This window comes from Spirulina sp. CS-785/01 (genome assembly GCF_028330525.1).
Classification (GTDB): domain Bacteria; phylum Cyanobacteriota; class Cyanobacteriia; order Cyanobacteriales; family Spirulinaceae; genus JAQMSD01.
On sequence record NZ_JAQMSD010000135.1, the window covers coordinates 1 to 19,970 of the forward strand.

Consider the following 19,970-nt stretch of genomic DNA (forward strand, 5'->3'; position numbering starts at 1 on the left):
GATGGGGAAGATGGGGAAGATGGGGAAGATGGGGAAGATGGGGGAGATGGGGGAGATGGGGAACAACAAGGATTGATAAATTACCCATTATTCATTACCCATTATCCATCACCCAATTACGCCTTCCGACTCTCAATCGCCCACCTTGCCAACTCCGTGCGATTCTTGAGTTGGGTTTTTGTGAGCATATTTGACACATGACTCTCAATCGTCCGTTGACTGACATTGAGTTGTACCGCAATATTCTGATTTTTCATCCCTTGGGCCACCAACTGCACCACCTTTAACTCCGTAGGGGTGAGTTCTACCCCTTCGGGAACGTGCAGAGTGCTTTCCGTCTCTGTCCCTTGACTCCTAGTCATCAGACGCTTGGCCTGTTGCAGAGAAGACTCTACTTGGGCCACTAACTCTTCAGGTTCAAAAGGCTTGACCATATAGACATCAGCCCCTTTACTCAACCCTTTCACCCGGTCTTGACTCTGCCCTTTGGCCGACAAAAATAAAAACGGAATCCAACTGGTTTGCGGTTTTTCTCTCACTCGTTCAATAAAAGCATAACCATCCATTTCGGGCATCATCACATCGCAGATAATCATGTCGGGGGTATGTTGCTCAAGGAGTTCCAACGCTTCTCGACCATTTTCTGCGGCTAACACTTCATAGCCTCGAAATTCTAGGTAATCTTTGACGAGTAAGATCAGGTTGGGATCGTCATCGACCAAGAGAAGTTTTTTGCTGTCAGTTTGAGGGGTTTCTTTCATTGCCTGATACTCGCTCCCGCGAATTGGGAATTACGCTGCTTACTCAAAACTCTACTCTATCTTGTATTATTCACCACTCTCTGATGTTTTGCGAGTTTCTTCAGAATTAAGCGTCTGAGAATCTACGGAGAGTGAATGGGTACAAAAAACATAGTCTTCTACAATTCTATTATTGATAAGGTGGTCTTGGATAATCTGTTCCACCACCGTAGGCGTGACTCGGCGATACCAGACCCCATCAGGATACACGAGGAGGATGGGTCCTTCTGTACAAACACGCAAGCAGTTGGCTTTGGTGCGAAAGACCGAAACCGGATGTTCTGCACTGGGTTGGTCGAGTCCCAGGTCTTTCAATCTTTTTTTTAAATAATCCCATGTGGCAATGCCGTCTTTTTTTGAACAGCATTTGGGTTTAGTTTGGTCTGCACAGAGAAAAAGGTGACGTTGAATGGTGTGCAGTCCCAATTGGGTGACGGTTTTTTGGAGTTCGTTGGGAGTCGCAGGGGTGACGGGCGACGATTCACTCATGAGCTATAACTTAACTTTAATTAACGGGATATTTTGCTATTTTAGGCGAGTTTGCTCTAGAGCGTGAGAAACCGGATTTCTCTCCCCAACCCGGAGTTTCCCCCCCATTTCCCTAAGAAACCCGGTTTCTTGCTTCCTCCTGCCTTAAAAACCCTTCTGCCCTCTGCCCTCTGCCTTAAAAAAACTTCTGCCCTCTGCCCTCTGCCCTCTGCCTTAAAAACCCTTCTGCCTTAAAAAACCTTCTACCTTGAAAAGGGGGTTACAAAATCCAGAAAATCGAGGTAATATAGAAGACTGTGAGTTTTTGAGCAAAGACGACCATGAAGGCAGAAGAAATTATCCGGTCGATTGAGGCAGAACACCTCAAAGACAAAGTTCCCACCATTCACGTTGGCGACTTAATTCGCGTCGGCATTAGAATTCAAGAAGGCGGAAAAGAACGGGTTCAGCCCTACGAAGGGACGGTTATTGCCAAGCGCAATGGCGGTCTTAACGAGACTATTACTGTCCGTCGAATTTTCCAAGGGGTTGGAGTAGAACGGGTCTTTTTGCTGCACTCTCCCAGAGTTGCTAATATAAAAATTATCAGACGGGGTAAAGTCAGACGGGCGAAATTATATTATCTGCGCGATCGCGTCGGTAAAGCCACCCGCATTAAACAACGCTTTGACCGTAGTCTGGAAGGGTAAATTTGCTAGATTGAGCAAAAAAAATGCCATTTTAGCTGCGTCTTGCTGCCTTTGTACCCCCCTTTGCGTTAAACTAGATTAACAAAGAGCTAATTTGATGTTAAGATGAGTAATTAGCAACAAAAGCAAAAGCAAGAGTTACTCTCTTACCTTCAAGCTCTTATGCGCTCTTAGTTCAGTTGGTAGAACGCAGGTCTCCAAAACCTGATGTCGGGGGTTCAAGTCCTCCAGGGCGCGTTAACCATTCTCAAAAGTATCTGAGTTGAATCGAGTCTGAAACATGAGTCTAAGACTCAATATTCAAGCTGAACTCAGATTGAATTGGGTTAAAAGCCGTCACGTTGTATCAACGGACGATTTTGTCTCCCCTTTCCCTGATCCCTTTAAAGATCAGTTAATCTATCAAAGCGATGAAATCCCCTCCTATAAATTCCTATAGATGGAGTCTAGTGAATGAAATTGAGCGGATTGAGTCTAGCGTCAGAGGGGTTGAGCCGACTGCTCAACCCCGTCCTAGACACTCAAACCAGCCCAAAAGAGGATTCGCTAAACTAGATCGGGAAAAGCGGCATCGCAGATGACGAGTCCAATGCGGGACTGCTTGAGAATCCCAGGAATTCTCTTCGTGGGACTGTCAAGATAAACAATGTAGAATCTTCTAACCCGTCACCCCTGACCCATACAGCTTAAACTTGAGGAGGAAAACGTGGCCAAAAAGAACGTCACCAAGCAAGACACCAGTGGAGCAAACTCCAAAAAAGCCAAAGGTAACAACAAAACCAGCAAAGCAAACAGCGAACCAGAAACCCAAGGACTCGCGTGGTTAAAAACCTTTTTACTCGAATCTAAAGAAGAATTATCCAAAGTAGTTTGGCCGTCTCGCCAACAACTCATCAGCGAATCGGCTGCGGTTATTTTAATGGTGATTGTCGTCGCCACCACCATCTCCTTTGTCGATAAACTCTTTATTTGGATCAGTGGACAAGTCTTTTAACTCACCCTTTCCCCTAGCGGACTCCTATCCGTAAGCAAGGGAGCAAAACCCCCATCACCTTCTCAGGTGAAAGGTGACAGCATTAAGCGGCCCATTGTCCACTCGCCAAAATTAGTCCCTATCCCATGCCATGGGATACCCGTGTAAACCCTTATATGGAGGAACGGCATCCTCCCCATTCACCAACTTGCTGAGAATGGGGTTATCTGCCGTTGTTTTTGATGAGTTTTACAGACCCAGAACTCGACAATTATCAAGAACAAGAAGAAGAAGAAATGGATTCCCGTCCGGCCCCAAGCCGTGCGCGGTGGTATGCCGTCCAAGTGGCCTCCGGATGTGAAAAGCGCGTCAAAGACAACCTAGAACAACGCATCCGCACCCTCGACGTAGCAGACCGCATCCTACAAATCCAAATTCCTTATACCCCAACCATCAAAGTCAAGAAAGACGGTTCTCGCGCCCATAGTGAAGAAAAAGTCTTTCCGGGTTATGTCCTAGTGCAAATGCACCTCGACGACGAATCATGGCAAGCGGTGAAAAACACCCCCAACGTGATCAACTTCGTCGGGTCAGAAAAACCCAGTCCCTACGGAAGAAACCGAGGTCACGTGAAACCGATGCCCCTCAGTCCCGCCGAAGTAGAACGAATCTTTAGACAGACCCAAGACCAAGAGCCAGTTGTCAAAATTGACATGGCCGTTGGTGATAAAATAGTAGTTTTGTCAGGGCCGTTTAAAGATTTTGAAGGAGAAGTGATTGAAGTTAGCCCAGAACGGAGCAAACTGAAAGCCCTCCTCTCCATTTTTGGACGGGATACCCCTGTAGAACTTGAATTCAATCAGGTCGAAAAACAAAACTAGCACAGAAAACTAATGGCAAAAAAAGTTGTAGCACTCGTTAAATTGGCACTGCCGGCGGGTAAAGCCGCCGCCACCCCGCCTGTCGGTCCGGCGTTGGGGCAACATGGTGTCAATATTATGGCATTCTGTAAAGAATACAATGCCAAAACCGCCGACCAAGCCGGGATGGTTATTCCAGTAGAAATTTCGGTGTATGAAGACCGGAGTTTTACCTTTACCCTGAAAACCCCTCCCGCTTCGGTTTTGATCAAAAAAGAAGCCGGAATTGAAAAAGGGGCGGGTGAACCCAACGTGCAAACCGTAGGGTCAATTACCCGTGAACAACTGCAAAAAATTGCAGAAATTAAAATGCCTGACCTCAACGCCAATGATATTGAGGCGGCCATGAAAATTGTCGCTGGAACGGCGAAAAATATGGGAGTGACCATTTCCGACTAAGGCGGGAGTCTCCCAAAACCTGTTGTTCATTACAAGAATTGCTCAAAGATGGGGAGAGGCGAACCGCTTCGTTATTCACCCAAGGAGAAAATTATGCCCAAAACCATTTCACGCCGCTTACAAGCTGCCCGAGAAAAAGTTGAAGAACGGCCTTATGACCCCCTAGAGGCTTTACAACTGCTGAAAGAAACGGCGACTGCGAAATTTGAAGAAACCGCCGAAGCCCATATTCGCTTAGGGATTGACCCGAAATATACGGACCAACAATTGCGGACTACCGTGTCTTTCCCCAAAGGAACGGGTCAAAGTGTACGGGTGGCGGTGATTACTCGCGGGGAACAAGTCAATACGGCCAGTGAAGCTGGGGCGGATATTGTCGGTTCAGAAGAATTAATTGAAGAAATCCAAAAAGGGATGATGGATTTCGACCTCGTGATTGCGACTCCGGATATGATGGCCAAGGTGGCTAAACTGGGGCGTTTACTCGGTCCACGGGGCTTGATGCCGTCTCCCAAAGCGGGAACTGTAACTACGGATTTACCCGCCGCCATTGCAGAATTTAAAGCCGGGAAACAGGAATTCCGGGCCGATCGCACCGGGATTGTTCACGTGATGTTCGGGAAAGCCTCGTTTTCCGCAGAAGACCTGTTGGCTAATCTGAAAGCCTTACAGGAGACGATTGATCGTAATCGTCCTTCTGGGGCGAAAGGTCGCTACTGGCGCAGTATTTTTGTGTCGGCTTCTATGGGTCCATCAATTCAGGTGGATATAAGTGGCCTTCGTGAGTTAAAATTAACAGATGCTGCGTAATTCCTTTAGAGGTTAACCAGAACTCAACACCAACTCCCCACAACTAAATCGTCAACCATGCTTTAACCAAAGACAGCAGGTGCGATGGGCTTAATTGCCTGCCGAGGTTAGTGCGATCGCTGGATTCCCCCCAGATGCCTGAGTGCGTCAACAAGGAACAGCGCGTCTAACCCCGGCACAAAAGTCGGGGTTTGTTGTTGGAACACCAGCAACTCCCAAATCAAAGGAGGTGAAAGCAAGCATGGGAAGAACTTGGGAAAATAAAGGGGCGGTGATTGAAGACCTCAAAACCGCTTTAAGTGAATCCCAACTCGCCGTCGTCATCGACTATAAAGGATTATCCGTCGCTGAAATTAGCGATTTGCGCGATCGCCTGCGAGAAAAAGGCAGCGTCTGTAAGGTGACAAAAAACACCTTAATGCGCATCGCCGTAGAAGAAAACGAAGACTGGCAACCGATGACCCAGTTTTTAACGGGTCCTAATGCCTTCTTACTGGCGAAAGACGATATTGGTGGGGCCATCCGCGCCTATCAGGACTTCAAAAAAGAAAAGAAAAAAACGGAGTTCCGAGGCGGGGTGATGCAAGGCCGCGCTTTGAATGAAGAAGAAGTCAAAGCGATCGCGGACTTACCCTCCAAAGAAGAACTCATGGCCAAAATTGCCGGGGCAATCAACTCCCTTCCCACCAAAGTGGCCGTGGGCATCAAAGAAGTTCCCTCTGGTGTGGGCCGTGGAATCAACGAAATTCCCGCATCCTTTGGGCGTGTTTTCGGCGCGTTAGCCGAGAAGAAAAAAGAAGAAGGGGACAGTTAAATCCCCTCCCAACCGATCCGCCGCCAACGGATCACTCATACAGCACAAAGCAAGTTAATCATTACTAAGGAGTTTACCAATGTCTGCTGCAACTGACGAAATTCTCGAAAAGTTAAAAGGTTTAACCCTCCTCGAAGCCTCTGAACTGGTTTCTGCCATCGAAGAAACCTTCGGCGTGAGTGCGGCTGCTCCGGCAGGTGGGATGATGATGGCCCCTGGCGCAATGCCGGGTGCAGCCCCCGCCGACGCAGAACAAGAAGAAGAGAAAACCGAATTCGACGTAATTCTCGACGAAGTACCTGGCGACAAGAAAATCGCCATCCTCAAAGTGGTCCGTTCCATCACTGGCTTAGGCTTGAAAGAAGCCAAAGAAGTGGTTGAATCTACGCCTAAATCCCTCAAAGAAGGCATTGCCAAAGAAGACGCAGAAGCCGCCAAGAAACAGCTTGAAGAAGCTGGCGCGAAAGTTAGCGTTAAGTAAGACGAACCGACTGTTTCGTCATCTGGACAACTTGCCCATTTCGGGTTAACCCGATCAAACAAAAGGGTATGGTGGTAGCCATGCCCTTTTTTTTGGCCACGAGGCAATATAGATAGATATAAAAGTAACTAAGAACCCATCTCCCGCGATGAACTGTCAACTCTCAAGGATTTGGTTACGATATCAACAGCAGAATCGCTAAAACGCTCAATTTTATGACTTCTCCTCAAGAGTTACGAATTATTTCTTTATTACCGGGGGCTACAGAATTAGTAGCAGCCTTGGGATTAACTAATCAATTAGTTGGGCGATCGCACGAATGCGACTACCCCCCCCAAGTCCGACAACTCCCCGCTTGTACCGAAGCCAGACTGAACAGCGAAAAACCCAGTGCGGCCATTAATACCGATGTCCAACAACTGGTCGAAAACGCCCTCAGTATTTATCAAGTGAAAACCGACCTCCTGCAACAACTGCAACCCACGCACATCTTGACCCAAGATCAATGTGATGTTTGTGCCGTCAGTGTGGGAGACGTTGAAAACGCCATTTCGCAACTCACCCACCTCCAACCCCAGATTATTTCCCTCCAACCCAATAACTTAGAAGAAGTCTGGGATGACTTAGAACGAGTAGCGAAAATCCTTGAAGTCCCCTTCTCTAGCACCTTAGCCCAACTCCAAGGCCGAGTAGCCCTCTGTCAGCAAACCACCCAAGTTTTAGAACCCCAACAACGGCCCACTGTTGCAGCCTTAGAATGGACCGATCCCCTCATGGGAGCAGGAAATTGGATTCCAGAACTAATTGGGTTAGCCGGAGGAAAACCCCTCTTTGCGGAAGTCGGCAAACATTCCCCGGTTATTCAATGGGAAGATTTAAAACAAGCAGACCCCGATATTATCGTGATTATGCCTTGTGGGTTTGACCTAGAACGCACCATGAAAGAATCTATGGTATTAACCCAAAACCCCGGATGGTCTGACCTGAAAGCGGTACAAAAACAACAAGTTTATGTCACCGATGGCAATGCGTATTTTAATCGTCCCGGGCCTAGATTGGTGGACTCTTTAGAAATGTTGGCTGAAATTGTCCATCCAGAGTTATTCCAATTTGGCTATGTTGGCACAGGATGGGAATATTTTAGTTGATAGTTGATTGGTAATGAAGAATCGAGAATGGATAATTGATTACTGTTCCCTTATTTACCAAAAACCAACAACAAAGAACCAAGCACAAACAACAAACAACAAACCCAAAAACAATGACAGATTCAAAAAACGTACTCGGTAGCGATTTAAAACTCTGCTGTAATTCTCCGATGACAGGATTTTATCGAGATGGATTGTGTCATACCGGAGGACAGGATTTTGGGTTGCACGTCATTTGTGCGCAAATGACCGAAGAATTTTTAGAGTTTACCCAACAGCGCGGAAATGACCTCAGCACCCCCATTCCTGGGTTTAACTTTCCGGGGTTAAAACCGGGCGATCGCTGGTGTCTTTGTGCCTCTCGGTGGCAAGAAGCACTCGAAGCCGGGGTTGCGCCTCCCGTCATTCTAGAAGCTACTCACGCCAGAACTCTCGAAGTGGTGTCTCTGGGTGAACTGAAAAAATATGCCCTAGAAGTCTCCTAACCTACCCATTATCTTGAAAAACTTTCTATAGCTCTAGCAATAGAGTCCCCAACAGTGGTAACGTAACCCTGTTAGCTGTTCGTAGTAAGGGCTTTAGCCCTACAGTTCGTACAGTTCGTAGTAAGGGCTTTAGCCCTACCAGTTCGTAGTAAGAGCTTTAACCCTACCCCCCTAATTTTCATTATTTCCTTCTTGTCTCGTATGCCCTATGACGCTCTCGAAACGATTGCCTCAAGCCATTAAATCCCCTAAAAACCAAAAGCGGGCGAGTCTTATTTTTGAGCGCATTATGGCAGTTCTCGCCACAGCCAACTATATTTTAGTCGTCTTTGACTATACCTATATTCCCCTGCGAGACTTTTGGTTACAAGGCAGAGTGCATTTGTTCTCAATTAACTTACCGATTCTTGAATATACCTTTCCCGAAGAACCCTTTGTGATCCAAAGTTTACCTGTTACCAACTGGTATGACTGGGTAAAAGGCATTGAACCCCACCGGGATACATCAGCATATTTAGAACGAGTTAAAGACCTAGAACAAACCCTCGTTGAATATCGGTTAGACTCTCCCCAAGTAGAAACCATTTTAGCCGACTTACGGGAGATGAGTGAAGACATGATTGATACTAACCCGTTCCAAGTTGCCAATAAAACCGGGACATTGGAGCAGATTAAAAATATCATGCGAGATCAGATACCAGAAGCAGATGAGTCCGCAAAAACAGCCTTTAATATTTTCTGGACTCAAGCCTATTTAAGCCAAAATAACGCCCCTGAACAACTAGATTTTTTTAAACAAAAAGTTCGTCCGTTAATGGCTACTAACTACTTTCGCCCCATCGGCGAAAATGGTAAACCCGTTGATAATTTTGGTTTATTAGACTTTCCCTTTGCTGCTTTATTTTTATTAGAATTTTTAGCACGAAGTTGGTTTATTAGCCGCCGTCGTAAAGGGGTTAGTTGGTTTGATGCCATGTTGTGGCGATGGTACGATATTTTACTCTTTTTTCCCGTTCCCTACTGGCTGCGCTCCATCCGGTTGGCAAGAATTTTACCCGTTATGATCCGTTTAGATCAAGCCAAATTGGTAGATTTACAAGCCATTAAACGCCAAGCGAGTCAAGGGTTTGTGGCTACCATTGCTGAAGACTTAACGGAAGTGGTTGTGGTGGGGGTTTTGAATCAAGTTCAGTCGTCGATTCGTCAAGGAGAACTGACCAATTTCCTATCCGAACAAAATATGAATCCCTATGTGGATTTAAATGACACCAACGAAGTGGCGGAAATTAGCCGTTTAGTGGTGAATTTAATTGTCAATCAAGTTTTACCAGCCTCCCAACAAGATATCGAAATTTTATTACAATATACCGTAACTAAAACCATTGATGAATTGCCCGCCTACCAAGGCATTCGGCAAGTACCGGGGATGGAGCAGTTCAAAAATGACATGACAAAACGAACAATTCATCAACTGTATCAGATTGTTTATACTCAAATCCAACAACTGATTAAAGAAGACCCAAAATTTGATGAATTGATCGAACAACTTGCCGAAACCTTAACGAATAGTGTTCGCTCAGAAATGCAAGGCAAAGAAAGTTTAGATCGTTTAGAATATCTGTTAATTGCCTTAATTGAAGAAGTAAAAATCAATTACGTTCAGCGTCTCTCCCAAGAAGATATGGAAGAGTTAATGGATCAAACCCGTGCTTTACGGCAAAAGAAAGTGACCCAAGTAGTTGATGATTAGTGAAAGGACAATCGGTTGGGGGGCGGGAGTCGGTAGGATGGAATTGGGCAAACCTGTCCCTTGTCAGAAGAAGACGGGCTAGATTATCATAAGAGACAGACAACCCCCCAAAAGTTGTCGAAACAGTCTGTTCGCGGGCTGACAGCCAAAGGGAATCAATACCCTTTGCTGTGGTAAAGCCAACTCTAGGTGAAGCCAACTACAGGTTAACCAAACCACAGGTTAACCTCGGAATCTACGCTTAGGTCAGCGTAGAGATGTCAAATGAAGTGTCTTTGGGAAGTGGGTAAACCCCGCTTTTTTTGTTGGGCTTTTTTTGTAGAGAATCGTAATGACTCATCCTCTAATTCCCAAAATTCTCGAACTTGCAACCCCCATAGCGGAACAACTCGGACTCGAAATGGTCGGAGCAGTGTATCAAACGGGTAAACGTCCGCCCATCCTGCGGGTTGATATTCGTAACCCGGACACAGATACCAGTTTAGATGACTGTGAACGGATGAGTCGATCTCTCGAAGAACAACTCGACGCAACGGAGTTAATTCCCAATGCTTACGTGCTAGAGGTTTCCAGTCCGGGGATTTCTCGACAGCTAATCACTGATCGGGACTTTGTAGCGTTTAAGGGATTTGCCGTCCTTGTGAAAACCTACGCTCCCTTCAAAGGCAAAAAATCATGGACGGGGCGATTACAAGGTCGAGATGAGGAGAGTTTGTATTTGAATCAAAAAGGCCGTGCGATCGCCATTCCCCGTCAACAAGTCGCCAAAGTCCAACTCAGCGATCAAGAATAACCCCCTTGTGCTATCCCCCCTCACTTAGCCCCTAAGTCGGGAACAGCCATTTAAAAAATCAAAAATTAATGATTTCAGTTTCAGGAGGAAACATTATGTCCTTGGTGAATTTACCAGGCTTAAAACAGATGATTACCGAGATTAGCGCCCAACATCGCTTACCGGAATCCGCCGTGCGAGAAGCCCTACGGGAAGCCTTATTAAAAGGCTATGAACGGTATCGACGCTCCCAGCAAATGGAAAACAAACAAGCCTTCAGCGAAGACTACTTTGAAAACTTTGAAGTCGAACTCGATCCCGAAGAAGAAGGCTTTCGCGTCCTCTCCACCAAAACCATCGTCGAAGAAATCGACAACACCGATCACCATATCGCCCTCAAAGAAGTCCAAGAAGTCACCGAAGAAGCCCAAGTCGGGGATTCCGTCGTTCTCGATGTCACCCCCGAACAAAAAGAATTTGGTCGCATGGCCGCCATCCAAACCAAACAAGTCCTCCTGCAAAAACTCCGGGACCAACAGCGCAAACTCATCCAAGACGAATTTAAAGACTTTGAAGGTTCAGTCTTACAAGCCAAAGTCCTGCGCTTTGAACGGCAATCGATCATCATGGCCGTTAACAGTGGTGTAGGCCAGCCCGACGTAGAAGCCGAACTCCCCAAACGGGAACAACTCCCCAACGACAACTACCGCGCCAACGCCACCTTTAAAGTCCTCTTGAAAAAAGTCCGAGAAGGGGTACATCGGGGGCCCCAACTGATCGTCTCCCGGAGTGCAGCCGGATTAGTCGTGGATTTATTCGCCACCGAAGTCCCCGAAATCGAGGATGAAGTGGTGCGTATCGTCGCCGTAGCGCGAGAAGCCAACCCCCCCTCGCGCCAAGTCGGTCCCCGTACTAAAATCGCCGTAGATACCCTCGAAAGAGACGTTGATCCCGTCGGGGCCTGCATTGGGGCCAGAGGATCACGGATTCAGGCCGTTGTCAACGAACTGCGCGGGGAAAAAATTGATGCCATTCGCTGGTCCCCTGATCCCGCTACCTACATCGCCAACGCCTTGAGTCCGGCCAACGTAGATCAAGTTTTGCTAGTTGATACCGAGGAGCGACAAGCGTTAGTCTTAGTTCCGGAGAACCAATTAAGTTTAGCCATTGGTAAAGAAGGACAAAACGTGCGCCTAGCCGCCAAACTCACAGGTTGGAAAATTGACATCAAAGAAACCAATCGCTATAAAGCTGAACAAACGGACAGCGAAAGCGAAGAAAGTGACGACCTAGAAAGCGAGGAAGCATTCACCTAAAGCTGTGATCCCCCAAATTAAAACTCTGGATAGGTTGAAAAACCACTAAAAACAGGGAAGATAAGAGTATAGGGAAACTCCATGGCCGTCCCTCTCCTAGGAACGGCATACTCTCACCCCTGAGCTAGTAAAATCCACCCTGATGGAAGCGAGGACAGACCCCAATTGCCCATGAAGCCCAATTTAAGACGCTGTTTGGCTTGTCGGCAAGTCGCCCCTAAAAGCTCATTTTGGCGAATTGTTAGAGTCCATCCATCACGAACGGTACAATTAGATCAGGGGATGGGACGTTCTGCTTATCTCTGCCCCCAGGCAGATTGCTTGAAACTCGCTCAAAAAAAGAATCGTATTGCGCGATCGCTCAAAGCACCCGTTCCAGACACCCTCTATCAAACGCTCTGGCAACGTCTAACAGACTCCCCCCCTCCCAACTCCCAAACCATCAACACTCAATCATCTTCAACCCAAACACCCACCCAAGACACCGACTAAAAACAACCAAAACCTTGGTCTCAATACCAACCCCTTAACCATCAAGCAACCCCTAAAGTCACGTTTACTCAATTTATGTCAGCATTATCTATACAACCTTGTTATTGCTCACCCAAGTCTTACCCACCGACACACCAGAACCCACAAAACGCTTTACATTCACCATAAAAGCATATTTATAAACCCAATTACAGAGTCAACGTCTTCTTAAAACCAACCTAAAACCCAACCCAAACTAATCGCCATTCCCACCGAATGGCCTACCATTCCGAATCTTAGGATTCACACCAACCAGTCAAAAACTGACAACTTACACACTCACACTCACACTCACACTCACACTTACACTTACGATTAGTCAACTTACACGGGGCTTAGTGGATGAACAACGGAAAAATTAGAATTTACGAACTCTCAAAAGAACTCAACTTAGAAAACCGAGACATCTTAAACTTATGTAATCAGCTTGATATCGCTGTTAAGAGTCACAGTAGCACAATTACAGAGGAACAGGTTGCGCAGATTCGTTCGGCGGCCCAGAGCTATCAACCCGAACTCGAAAAACCCAAACCCACCCCTCCCAAAGGCAAAAACGCGAACGCCAATGGGGGGAAAGCGGGGCGGAATCAACCCCGCAAACCCCAAATTCGTGGGATTTTCAAAAGTAGTTCCAAAAATGGCGACGGAGACACCACCCTTGTCGGTGGTGTCGACGAGGAGCAAGCCAACACCTTAACTCCTCCCCCGAAACGTCCTGTGGCCAAAGAGCAAAGCAGTCAGATTGGAGACACCTCCCTCAAGCACCCTGCGAGTCGCCCCACCGAGGAAGCCTCGCCCAGCAAACCCGCCAAACCGGAACCGCCCAAACCTCAACCCCCAGAGGGAGCAAACCCCACGGTAGCCAAATCGGAGCAACCTTCCAGGCCAACCGAAACCTCTGCTGCCTCCTCCTCTCAGTCAGAGTCGGCTTCCAGACCTGAACTGAAAAGCCCACCTCCGCGTCCTAAAGCTCCAGCGAAACCCGCCTTGGCGGCCAAACCCGAACCGAAAAAACCGGACGCGAAAAAACCTGAACCCAAGAAACCAGACGCGAAAAAATCGGCTTCTGACTTGAAGGTGAAAAAGCCGAAAAAAACCACCTCTCCCAGTCGCCTCCAAGATAAAGAGGAACAAGACAAGGAGGAAAAAACCCCAGCAGAAGCCCCACAACTGGCCACCCCCAAAAAATCCAAAGAGGGGAAAAAAGAGGGGAAAAAAGACGGGAAAAAAACCAAATCGCCCGCCAAACCCAAATTACAAAAGCCCAATCCACCCCGCAAACCGCAAGTGGTGGAAGTGGTCAAATCTGGGCTGGATAGCGACGAGGAGGGCAAACCCCAAGAAGAGGAAGATAACGAACCAACCCTCCTCGAACCCCCAGAACGGCCTCAACCGAAACTCAAACGGCCCAGTCGGAAACGGAAAGAGTGGGAAGACGACGATGAGGAAACCACAGGCAAGGGCGGTAAGTCTGGTAAGAGTGGTAAAGCCGCGAAAAAACGGAAACCTCTGATCATTGAAGATGAGGATGAGTTGGACTTAGCCTTAGAAGGAGAAGACATCGCACCCACTGCGGTGAGTCTTTCGACGGCCCGTCCTCCGAAACCCAATCAATCGCAGCCAAAAGCTAAACCCACCAGCAGTAGTAAGCCGAAAAAAGCACCGCAACCCCAACAAAAAGACCGGACCCCTGAACCGCCTCGGGAAAGTCGGGAACGTCAAGTCTCCCAGACTCCACCGGAAAAAGTCACGCTCACCGGAAATTACAATATTCGGGAGTTAGCAGACTTAATTAATCTGTCCGAAACGGATATTATTAAGCAGTTGTTCTCCAAAGGCATTGCGGTGAATATCACCCAAACCCTGGACTTAGAAACGGCGAAAATGGTCGTTGAAGAACTGGGCATTACCGTAGAAACGCCTGAAGCGAAATCGGCGGCGGCGAAAACGGAAATGCTCGATGTGCAGGATTTGGAGAACTTACAAAACCGTCCGCCTGTTGTCACCATTATGGGTCACGTAGACCACGGGAAAACCACCCTGTTGGACTCCATTCGCAAGACCAAAGTGGCACAAGGGGAAGCTGGTGGCATTACCCAGCATATTGGGGCCTATCACGTCGATGTGGAACACAATGGCGAGATACAGCAGGTGGTGTTCTTGGATACGCCAGGTCACGAAGCGTTCACGGCCATGCGAGCCCGAGGGACGAAAGTGACGGATATTGCCATCTTGGTGGTGGCAGCAGATGATGGGGTACAACCCCAAACCATTGAGGCCATTAGTCACGCCAAAGCTGCTGAAGTGCCGTTAATTGTGGCAATTAATAAGGTGGATAAACCGGAAGCCGAACCAGACCGCATTAAGCAGGAATTGACCGAACATGGCTTAGTGCCGGAAGAATGGGGCGGTGAGACGATTATGGCCCCGGTGAGTGCCATTAAAGGGGATAATCTGGATAATCTGTTAGAGATGATTCTCTTGGTGGCTGAGTTAGAAGAACTTTCGGCGAATCCCAATCGTCCGGCACGAGGTACGGTGATTGAGGCTAATTTAGATAAGTCACGGGGGCCAGTGGCCACCTTGTTGGTGCAAAATGGGACGCTCCATGTGGGCGAAAATATTGTCACGGGGGCGACTTACGGGAAAATCCGGGCGATGATCGATGACCGGGGCAACCGGGTTGAGAACGCTAGTCCCTCGTTTGCTGTTGAGGTGTTAGGACTGAATAATGTGCCTTCGGCGGGGGATGAGTTTCTTGTCTATGCCACGGAACGAGAAGCGCGGATTCAATCGGAGAAAAATGCTGCCGAACAACGGGAAAATCGTTTACAGCAGGCTATGACTCGTCGAGTGAGTTTGAGTAGTATTTCGGCTCAAGCTCAGGAAGGGGAGTTAAAAGAACTGAATTTGGTGTTAAAAGCCGATGTTCAGGGGTCTGTGGAGGCAATTTTAGGTGCGCTGAATCAGTTGCCGCAAAATGAGGTACAGATTCGGGTGCTGTTGGCGGCTCCTGGTGAGGTGACGGAAACGGATGTTGATCTGGCGGCTGCTAGTGGTGCGGTCATTATTGGCTTTAATACTAATTTGGCACCGGGATCAGCGAGTCTGGCGGACCGAGAGGGGGTAGATATTCGGGAATACAATATTATCTACAATCTCTTGGAGGAAATCCGTGGGGCGATGGAAGGATTGCTCGAACCGGAAGAAGTGGAGGAACAGTTGGGGACTGTGGAAGTTCGTGCTGTGTTCCCTGTGGGCCGCGGTTCGGTTGCCGGGTGTTATGTGCTATCCGGTAAGGTAGTTCGGAATCGTCGGATGCGGGTCATTCGCAATGGCGAGGTTGTGTTTGATGGCATTATGGATTCTCTGAAGCGGATGAAGGAAGGTGTGCGAGAAGTCAGTGCGGGTTATGAGTGCGGGATTGGTTCAACGCGCTTTAATGACTGGCAAGAGGGCGATCGCATTGAAGTCTATCAGATGGTGATGAAGCGTCGTACTTTGTCTCCCGCTTAGGGAAGCCTTTTGAAGCCTTGGGTTTCAAACCCAAGGCTTATAGCTAAAGCCTGTTCAAGCAGGCTAAAATCAAGTTTCTTAACCCGTTTTAACGGGTTTTTGCTCTTAGCCTTGGATTTTTAATCCAAGGTTCTTTTTCATTTCCCCTTCTGCCCTCTGCCCTCTGCCTTAAAATCCTGCATAAGTCTCTCTGACTCAGAGATAGAAGGGAGTGAAAGGAATTGAGGTAGATTCGATGAAACAACTCCCTTTGGGTTACGCTACTATTGCCACCGTTTTTGCGACGCTTTGTTCTGCGACTCCTGTGATCGCAGTTTTAACTCCTGAACCTTCACTTACCCCTTCTAACTCGATCCAGTTTGGGCTTGGTATAATCAGGGGGTGGTTTTAGAAAAATTAGACCGCTACTCCGATGCACTGATGTCCTATCGGCAAGCCACTGACCTCGACCCGGAATTAGCGAACGCATGGTTTAAGGTGGGCAATATGTTGTTTCAATTGGAACAGTATGAAGAAGCGATCGCTGCTTATGATGAAGTGATCGCACGTGACGCGAATGAAGCCACTTGGTATAATCGGGGGCTAGTCTTAGCGACGTTGGAGCGATACGAGGAAGCGATCGCGTCTTTTGAGAAAGTGTTAGAACTAAACCCCAACAACACGGATGCTCAAGAAAAGTTACGAAACTTAGAAGAATACGTGCAACGGCAGCAAGGACGCACGGAAGTTGTCTCGCGCTAAATACTCTTTGTCCTCTTGCCAAGTTGAAGCTAGGGTTTAAGATAAACCCTAGCTTCTGTTGACATAGATATTGGAAACTTTGTCAAACCCTAGAGGAACAGCGATCGCAATGGCCACATCGAAACCCCTTTGCTTCTTCCTGAAAACCAAACGCCTGTAATAAATACTGCCAACGACAGCTAGAAGTCGCCAAAAATTGCTGCATTTGTTGATAATATTTCTCCTGTTGTTGACGTAAGCGACGGAGGGCCAGTCGCGTATCACCGGGTTTTTGGCGATAGTGGAAGGGATCAGGATACTCTAATAACCCGGCACTGTGTAACAGGGAGAGAGTGACAGAACTTTGGGGGATTTCTTGTACCAGTTTTCTAATATTGCCTTGGGGAGGGAGTTGGGGGGTTAATTGGGCAGCTTTTTGGAATTTCTGGTCTTGTTGTTGGCGAAAATAGCGATCGCGCTGTTGATCGACTGGATTAAATAACCCCGTCTTCTCACTCACCAACGTTAACGCAAAAGCGGGTTTCCCATCTCTCCCCCCTCGGCCCACTTCCTGCACATATTCCGACAGCAGCAAAGGGGGTTGAAAGTGAATCACCCAACGGACATTGGGTTTATTAATCCCCATCCCAAAGGCCGAAGTACAAACCACAAATTGTAACTGACCTTTTAACCATTGATGTTCTAACCCTCGTCTCCGTTGAGGACTTAACCCCCCATGATAAGCGGCGGTTTGATACCCTTTCCCCTGGAACCATTCCGCCAACTCCTCCGCTTCCTGACGAGTCCGAATATAAACTAATCCCGCTTTGCGTCCCTGTTGACGAATAAAATTCAACGTTTTTTGTCGGCGGCCCCTAGGAGTCCACACTCGCTTTACCGAGAGATGGAGATTGTTGCGATAGGGACTGACACAATACTGATGGGGGTTTTGCAGTTGTAAGACATGGGTGAGGGTATTTTGGGCCGTGGGGTTGGCCGTGGCCGTAAAAGCTGCGATCGCCAATTTCCCCTGTCCTTTCTGGGCTTGTAACGCCGGACGCACCGCCCCCAAACGGCGATAGGCAGGCCGAAACGTTTCCCCCCACTGCACCAAACAATGGGCCTCATCAAGAATCATCCCCTGAATGGGTAAACTCGGAGACGCTAACACCTCCCACACCTGGGGATTGAGTAGCGTTTCCGGGGAAAGATACAACAACCGGAGACGTTTTAACGTGCGCAAAACCTGTTGTTTCGTCCGTCGCGGCAGTTCACTATGGAGAGAGGCCGCTGGTAAATTGCGATCGCGCAACTCCTGTACCTGATTTTCCATCAACGCCACCAGAGGAGACACCACCACCGTTAACCCCCCTTGCAACAAAGCCGGAAGTTGAAAACAAATCGACTTCCCCCCACCCGTCGGCAACACAATCAACGCATCTTCCCCCGACAGCAAACTATGAATCACTTCCCCTTGGGGGGGTCTAAACTCCCTATACCCCCAAACCTCCTGAAATTTCTCCAGGACTTGCTGCCAGTCTAAATCAGCCATAACCTCAACTATTGCGGCGTATTCTGCAATTCGGGTCGTTCATCCGGCACAATCGCCCCTTCCACAGGACAGACCTCCAAACAAATCCCGCAATCAATACAAGTCTCAAAATGAATCCAATACCAATCTAACCCTTTCTGATTCTTACCCGGCCCCGGATGAATACAAGCCACCGGACAGGCTTGAACACAATCGGCAACCCCTTCACAAGTTTCCGTAACAATCGTGTGTGGCATACACTCCCAACCAAACAATAAACACTCTCTAATAAAATTATATCTTTCTCACCCTTTCCCGTTCTCATCCCCCAGTCCCGAATTCCCAAAAATCACAAGATTGACAAATCTTTACGATTTGCTATTATTATATAACTAGATAGTTAAATTATTTTAAATCAAATATGGCTAACGTTATTGTCGTTGGGGGTGGACTGGGTGGACTCCCCACCGCTTACGAAATCAGACATCTGCTGCCCAAGGAACATCGAGTCACCTTAATCTCGGAACATGAACAATTCACCTTTATTCCGGGGTTAATTCGAGTCGCCTTAGACCTCAACCCCTTAGAAGAAATGCAGCTTGAGATCGAACCCTTGTTGCGAGAACGGGGGATCGACTGGATACATGGTCGAGTGACACACATCGACCCCAACCAACAAACCATCAGTGTTGGGGGGCAAACCATGGACTATGATTATATCGCCCTAGCCACCGGGGCTTCCCTCGCCTTTGACCTCCTGCCTGGACTCGGGCCAGACACCGGATACACCCAATCCGTCTGTACCCCAGATCATGCCCTCCATGCCCGTGAAGAATGGTTAAAATACCTCGAAAACCCCCAAAACCCCTTAGTTGTCGGGGCAATGCCAGGGGCTGGTTGTTTTGGGCCGGCCTATGAATTTGCCTTAATGGCCGATTGGGAAATGCGTCGTCGAGGGGTTCGAGACCAAGTTTCTATTACCTATATTACCCCTGAACCCTATCCCGGTCATTTAGGGGTTGGTGGGGTCAAAAATGCCGAAAAACTGACCGTTAACCTCATGAAAAAACGGGGCGTTCAGGTGATCGACAATGCAGAAATTAGCGCGATCGATTCTGAAACCATCACCCTGGCAGACGGTCAACAGTTCCCCTTCGGTTATTCCATGATCTTGCCCAAATTCCGGGGGTCTAACTTCCTGCAAAACGTGCCAGGATTAACCGATGAAACCGGATTTATCCCCGTCACCAGCACCTACAGACATCCCAAATATGAGTCGGTGTATGCGTTAGGGGTAAGCGTGAAATTAAAACAACCGGACAAAACCCAAGTCCCCATTGGCCTGCCGAAAAGTGGGGAAATGACCGAAGCTATGGGCATTGCCGTAGCCCATAATATTGCCCATGAATTAGGGGCATTTAAGAAACGGTGTAAACCTACCTTAGAAGCCCTATGTTTTGCGGAATTTGGCGATACAGGCATTGCCTATGTCGCCATTCCCGTTGTCCCGGACCCCGCAACCGGAAAACGACGCAACGCTTACGCGGTTCAGGGCCGTTGGGTGGTTTGGGTCAAAGCAGCATTTGAACGGTATTTCATGTTGAAAATGAAGATGGGTTGGGGTGTACCTTGGTTTGAAAAGTTAGGCTTACGAATGCTGTTCCAAGTCTATTTAACCGAACCACTTTCCCCAGGGACAGAACAGGAGTTACTCTCCGCATAAGTTTTTTCCGCAACGCACAAAATCTACCTGCACAAAATCTACCTGCACAAAATCTACCTGCACAAAATCTACCTGCACAAAATCTACCTGCACAAAATCTACC

General features: G+C 47.9%; 20 protein-coding genes, 1 tRNA gene, 1 pseudogene and 1 other annotated feature. Of the genes and pseudogenes, 17 read left to right on the forward strand and 5 right to left on the reverse strand.

Annotated elements, in window-relative coordinates:
- Positions 1–116 precede the first annotated feature (116 nt).
- Together PN462_RS08540 and PN462_RS08545 are read right to left on the reverse strand one after the other, a co-directional pair.
- Positions 117–761, reverse strand: a complete 645-nt coding sequence (locus PN462_RS08540; RefSeq protein WP_272127667.1) for a response regulator transcription factor — start codon at positions 759–761, stop codon at positions 117–119.
- Between the two features lie 66 nt (positions 762–827).
- Positions 828–1,289: a (2Fe-2S) ferredoxin domain-containing protein gene (locus tag PN462_RS08545; protein WP_272127668.1), complete on the reverse strand. Its 462-nt coding sequence runs from the start codon at positions 1,287–1,289 to the stop codon at positions 828–830.
- A 320-nt stretch (positions 1,290–1,609) separates the two neighbouring features.
- On the opposite strand from PN462_RS08545, the gene rplS reads away from it, so the two are divergent.
- The 16 genes and pseudogenes from rplS to PN462_RS08625 form a co-directional block, all read left to right on the forward strand.
- A complete protein-coding gene (gene rplS, locus PN462_RS08550; protein WP_272127669.1) occupies positions 1,610–1,978 on the forward strand; it encodes a 50S ribosomal protein L19 in 369 nt (122 codons plus the stop codon).
- A gap of 164 nt (positions 1,979–2,142) precedes the next feature.
- Positions 2,143–2,215, forward strand: a tRNA-Trp gene (locus PN462_RS08555).
- 469 nt (positions 2,216–2,684) lie between these two features.
- Positions 2,685–2,972, forward strand: coding sequence for a preprotein translocase subunit SecE (gene secE, locus PN462_RS08560; RefSeq protein ID WP_272127670.1), 288 nt, complete (start codon positions 2,685–2,687; stop codon positions 2,970–2,972).
- A gap of 221 nt (positions 2,973–3,193) precedes the next feature.
- A complete protein-coding gene (nusG, locus tag PN462_RS08565) occupies positions 3,194–3,832 on the forward strand; it encodes a transcription termination/antitermination protein NusG (protein WP_272127671.1) in 639 nt (212 codons plus the stop codon).
- A gap of 12 nt (positions 3,833–3,844) precedes the next feature.
- Positions 3,845–4,270 (forward strand): 50S ribosomal protein L11, encoded by a 426-nt coding sequence (gene rplK, locus PN462_RS08570; protein WP_272127673.1) that lies wholly within the window; start codon positions 3,845–3,847, stop codon positions 4,268–4,270.
- A gap of 93 nt (positions 4,271–4,363) precedes the next feature.
- Positions 4,364–5,080, forward strand: a complete 717-nt coding sequence (rplA, locus tag PN462_RS08575) for a 50S ribosomal protein L1 (RefSeq protein WP_272127675.1) — start codon at positions 4,364–4,366, stop codon at positions 5,078–5,080.
- A gap of 48 nt (positions 5,081–5,128) precedes the next feature.
- Positions 5,129–5,285: a sequence feature (ribosomal protein L10 leader region), on the forward strand.
- A 36-nt stretch (positions 5,286–5,321) separates the two neighbouring features.
- Positions 5,322–5,894: a 50S ribosomal protein L10 gene (gene rplJ / locus PN462_RS08580; RefSeq protein ID WP_272127676.1), complete on the forward strand. Its 573-nt coding sequence runs from the start codon at positions 5,322–5,324 to the stop codon at positions 5,892–5,894.
- Between the two features lie 79 nt (positions 5,895–5,973).
- Positions 5,974–6,375: a 50S ribosomal protein L7/L12 gene (gene rplL / locus PN462_RS08585; protein ID WP_272127677.1), complete on the forward strand. Its 402-nt coding sequence runs from the start codon at positions 5,974–5,976 to the stop codon at positions 6,373–6,375.
- A gap of 215 nt (positions 6,376–6,590) precedes the next feature.
- Entirely contained in the window at positions 6,591–7,523 is a 933-nt protein-coding gene (locus PN462_RS08590) for a cobalamin-binding protein (RefSeq protein ID WP_272127679.1), read from the forward strand.
- A gap of 113 nt (positions 7,524–7,636) precedes the next feature.
- Positions 7,637–8,008 (forward strand): DUF2237 family protein, encoded by a 372-nt coding sequence (locus PN462_RS08595; protein WP_272127680.1) that lies wholly within the window; start codon positions 7,637–7,639, stop codon positions 8,006–8,008.
- Between the two features lie 208 nt (positions 8,009–8,216).
- Positions 8,217–9,758 (forward strand): hypothetical protein, encoded by a 1,542-nt coding sequence (locus tag PN462_RS08600; RefSeq protein WP_272127681.1) that lies wholly within the window; start codon positions 8,217–8,219, stop codon positions 9,756–9,758.
- A 331-nt stretch (positions 9,759–10,089) separates the two neighbouring features.
- Entirely contained in the window at positions 10,090–10,551 is a 462-nt protein-coding gene (gene rimP / locus PN462_RS08605; protein WP_272127682.1) for a ribosome maturation factor RimP, read from the forward strand.
- A 95-nt stretch (positions 10,552–10,646) separates the two neighbouring features.
- On the forward strand, positions 10,647–11,846 hold the full coding sequence (gene nusA, locus PN462_RS08610; RefSeq protein ID WP_443029111.1) for a transcription termination factor NusA: 1,200 nt from the start codon (positions 10,647–10,649) through the stop codon (positions 11,844–11,846).
- A 171-nt stretch (positions 11,847–12,017) separates the two neighbouring features.
- Positions 12,018–12,338: a YlxR family protein gene (locus tag PN462_RS08615; RefSeq protein ID WP_272127684.1), complete on the forward strand. Its 321-nt coding sequence runs from the start codon at positions 12,018–12,020 to the stop codon at positions 12,336–12,338.
- Positions 12,339–12,719: 381 nt separating this feature from the next.
- Positions 12,720–15,893 (forward strand): translation initiation factor IF-2, encoded by a 3,174-nt coding sequence (infB, locus tag PN462_RS08620; RefSeq protein ID WP_272127685.1) that lies wholly within the window; start codon positions 12,720–12,722, stop codon positions 15,891–15,893.
- A gap of 372 nt (positions 15,894–16,265) precedes the next feature.
- Positions 16,266–16,634 (forward strand): annotated as a pseudogene (locus PN462_RS08625) (tetratricopeptide repeat protein); the annotation flags it as partial.
- An 82-nt stretch (positions 16,635–16,716) separates the two neighbouring features.
- On the opposite strand, the gene PN462_RS08630 reads toward PN462_RS08625, so the two are convergent.
- Together PN462_RS08630 and PN462_RS08635 are read right to left on the reverse strand one after the other, a co-directional pair.
- Positions 16,717–18,165, reverse strand: a complete 1,449-nt coding sequence (locus PN462_RS08630; RefSeq protein ID WP_272127686.1) for a RecQ family ATP-dependent DNA helicase — start codon at positions 18,163–18,165, stop codon at positions 16,717–16,719.
- 8 nt (positions 18,166–18,173) lie between these two features.
- Complete coding sequence (locus PN462_RS08635; RefSeq protein WP_272127687.1) at positions 18,174–18,401, reverse strand: indolepyruvate ferredoxin oxidoreductase subunit alpha; 228 nt, start codon at positions 18,399–18,401, stop codon at positions 18,174–18,176.
- A 164-nt stretch (positions 18,402–18,565) separates the two neighbouring features.
- On the opposite strand from PN462_RS08635, the gene PN462_RS08640 reads away from it, so the two are divergent.
- The gene (locus PN462_RS08640) at positions 18,566–19,867 is read left to right on the forward strand and encodes an NAD(P)/FAD-dependent oxidoreductase (RefSeq protein WP_272127689.1); all 1,302 of its coding nucleotides are present in this window, start codon (positions 18,566–18,568) and stop codon (positions 19,865–19,867) included.
- Here the strand turns inward: PN462_RS08640 and PN462_RS23465 are convergent.
- Positions 19,853–19,960, reverse strand: coding sequence for a hypothetical protein (locus PN462_RS23465; RefSeq protein ID WP_443029112.1), 108 nt, complete (start codon positions 19,958–19,960; stop codon positions 19,853–19,855). The two genes, PN462_RS08640 and PN462_RS23465, sit on opposite strands and share 15 nt — an antisense overlap.
- Positions 19,961–19,970 lie beyond the last annotated feature (10 nt).

What these genes read in the sequence shown, in the direction of transcription:
- PN462_RS08595 (WP_272127680.1), top strand. Translation starts at nt 7,637, where the DNA reads ATGACAGATTCAAAAAACGTACTCGGTAGCGATTTAAAACTCTGCTGT.
- rplA (WP_272127675.1), top strand. Translation starts at nt 4,364, where the DNA reads ATGCCCAAAACCATTTCACGCCGCTTACAAGCTGCCCGAGAAAAAGTT.
- rplL (WP_272127677.1), top strand. Translation starts at nt 5,974, where the DNA reads ATGTCTGCTGCAACTGACGAAATTCTCGAAAAGTTAAAAGGTTTAACC.
- nusA (WP_443029111.1), top strand. Translation starts at nt 10,647, where the DNA reads ATGTCCTTGGTGAATTTACCAGGCTTAAAACAGATGATTACCGAGATT.
- rplJ (WP_272127676.1), top strand. Translation starts at nt 5,322, where the DNA reads ATGGGAAGAACTTGGGAAAATAAAGGGGCGGTGATTGAAGACCTCAAA.
- rimP (WP_272127682.1), top strand. Translation starts at nt 10,090, where the DNA reads ATGACTCATCCTCTAATTCCCAAAATTCTCGAACTTGCAACCCCCATA.
- PN462_RS08600 (WP_272127681.1), top strand. Translation starts at nt 8,217, where the DNA reads ATGACGCTCTCGAAACGATTGCCTCAAGCCATTAAATCCCCTAAAAAC.
- nusG (WP_272127671.1), top strand. Translation starts at nt 3,194, where the DNA reads ATGAGTTTTACAGACCCAGAACTCGACAATTATCAAGAACAAGAAGAA.
- PN462_RS08545 (WP_272127668.1), bottom strand. Translation starts at nt 1,289, where the DNA reads ATGAGTGAATCGTCGCCCGTCACCCCTGCGACTCCCAACGAACTCCAA.
- rplK (WP_272127673.1), top strand. Translation starts at nt 3,845, where the DNA reads ATGGCAAAAAAAGTTGTAGCACTCGTTAAATTGGCACTGCCGGCGGGT.
- PN462_RS08590 (WP_272127679.1), top strand. Translation starts at nt 6,591, where the DNA reads ATGACTTCTCCTCAAGAGTTACGAATTATTTCTTTATTACCGGGGGCT.
- PN462_RS08615 (WP_272127684.1), top strand. Translation starts at nt 12,018, where the DNA reads ATGAAGCCCAATTTAAGACGCTGTTTGGCTTGTCGGCAAGTCGCCCCT.
- rplS (WP_272127669.1), top strand. Translation starts at nt 1,610, where the DNA reads ATGAAGGCAGAAGAAATTATCCGGTCGATTGAGGCAGAACACCTCAAA.
- PN462_RS08635 (WP_272127687.1), bottom strand. Translation starts at nt 18,401, where the DNA reads ATGCCACACACGATTGTTACGGAAACTTGTGAAGGGGTTGCCGATTGT.
- PN462_RS08640 (WP_272127689.1), top strand. Translation starts at nt 18,566, where the DNA reads ATGGCTAACGTTATTGTCGTTGGGGGTGGACTGGGTGGACTCCCCACC.
- infB (WP_272127685.1), top strand. Translation starts at nt 12,720, where the DNA reads ATGAACAACGGAAAAATTAGAATTTACGAACTCTCAAAAGAACTCAAC.
- PN462_RS08630 (WP_272127686.1), bottom strand. Translation starts at nt 18,165, where the DNA reads ATGGCTGATTTAGACTGGCAGCAAGTCCTGGAGAAATTTCAGGAGGTT.
- PN462_RS08540 (WP_272127667.1), bottom strand. Translation starts at nt 761, where the DNA reads ATGAAAGAAACCCCTCAAACTGACAGCAAAAAACTTCTCTTGGTCGAT.